Source organism: Seonamhaeicola marinus (assembly GCF_008085455.1).
The window spans coordinates 1-719 of record NZ_VSDQ01000630.1 but is presented as its reverse complement, the minus strand read 5'-3'; the positions used below and the strand labels follow the sequence as shown (position 1 = coordinate 719).

At 36.3% G+C, this 719-nt stretch carries 1 protein-coding gene; it reads right to left on the bottom strand.

The window, feature by feature from the left end; translation table 11 throughout:
* The coding region (locus FUA24_RS10920) for a serine hydroxymethyltransferase (protein ID WP_148542219.1) at nucleotides 1-705 on the bottom strand (705 nt) is incomplete at its 3' end.
* Between the last annotated feature and the right edge of the window lie 14 nt (nucleotides 706-719).

The following is a 719-nucleotide window of genomic DNA, read 5'->3' as shown; positions in this document are numbered from 1 at the left end:
TCCCATTAATATTAAACCACCTCTTGGGCCTCTTAAAGTTTTGTGCGTAGTTGTTGTTACAATGTGGCAATGTGGTATAGGATCATTTAAAATACCTTTAGCAATTAAACCTGCAGGATGCGATATATCGGCCATTAAAATAGCACCAACACTATCTGCAATAACTCTAAAACGCTTAAAATCAATATCACGTGAGTATGCTGATGCTCCTGCAATAATTAATTTTGGCTGCTCTTTAGTAGCTATTTCTTGAATTTTATCATAGTTTAAAACACCTGTTTCTTCTTCAACACCATAAAAAACAGGGTCGTATAATTTTCCTGAAAAGTTTACTGGCGATCCGTGGGTTAAATGCCCACCATGTGATAAATCAAAACCTAAAATTTTATCGCCTGGTTTTATGCATGCTGCAAAAACAGCAGTGTTTGCCTGACTTCCAGAGTGTGGTTGAACATTTGCATACGCTGCGCCAAATAATTCTTTTGCTCTATCAATAGCTATTTGTTCTACTTCATCAACTACTTCACAACCACCATAGTAGCGTTTTCCTGGGTAGCCTTCAGCATATTTATTGGTTAAAACAGAGCCTGCAGCTTCCATTACTTGGTTGCTTACAAAATTCTCTGATGCTATAAGTTCAATACCATGTAATTGACGCTCTTTTTCAGCTTCAATAAGTTCAAAAATTTGTTCGTCGCGTTGCATAAAATTAAATTATG